This is a genomic window from Paraburkholderia sp. SIMBA_053, assembly GCF_046534895.1.
GTDB lineage: Bacteria > Pseudomonadota > Gammaproteobacteria > Burkholderiales > Burkholderiaceae > Paraburkholderia > Paraburkholderia caledonica.
Map to the genome: position 1 here is coordinate 1 of NZ_JAWRXU010000442.1, position 291 is coordinate 291.

Here is a 291-nt window from a genome sequence, read left to right on the forward strand (position 1 = left end):
CCGCGCAACACCTGCGAGACCTGGCCATGCAGATGGAGGATGCCCGGATCGGCCTGCAGCAGCGGCAGATAACGCGGCAGAAAACTGTTGTTCGGCTGATCGGCGGAAAAGAGACCGGTGACGGCTTCGACCGCGGCGAGGCGGTCGGCGGCATCGGCTTCCTTGTCGTCGAGTATCTCGTCCACGTTCGCAATGATGGTGGACAGCGGCGTCAGCCAGCGAAACCCGGAACCGTTGATCAGCACCTGCAGAAAAGCCGCCGGCGTGACCGGGCCGAATTCTTTTTCATAG

The 291-nt window shown here is 62.2% G+C and carries 1 protein-coding gene; it reads right to left on the reverse strand.

Features of this window, described 5'->3' with window-relative positions; all coding sequences use genetic code 11:
- On the reverse strand, positions 1-291 hold a 291-nt coding region (locus tag SB753_RS36345), incomplete at both ends, for a hypothetical protein (protein WP_410804954.1).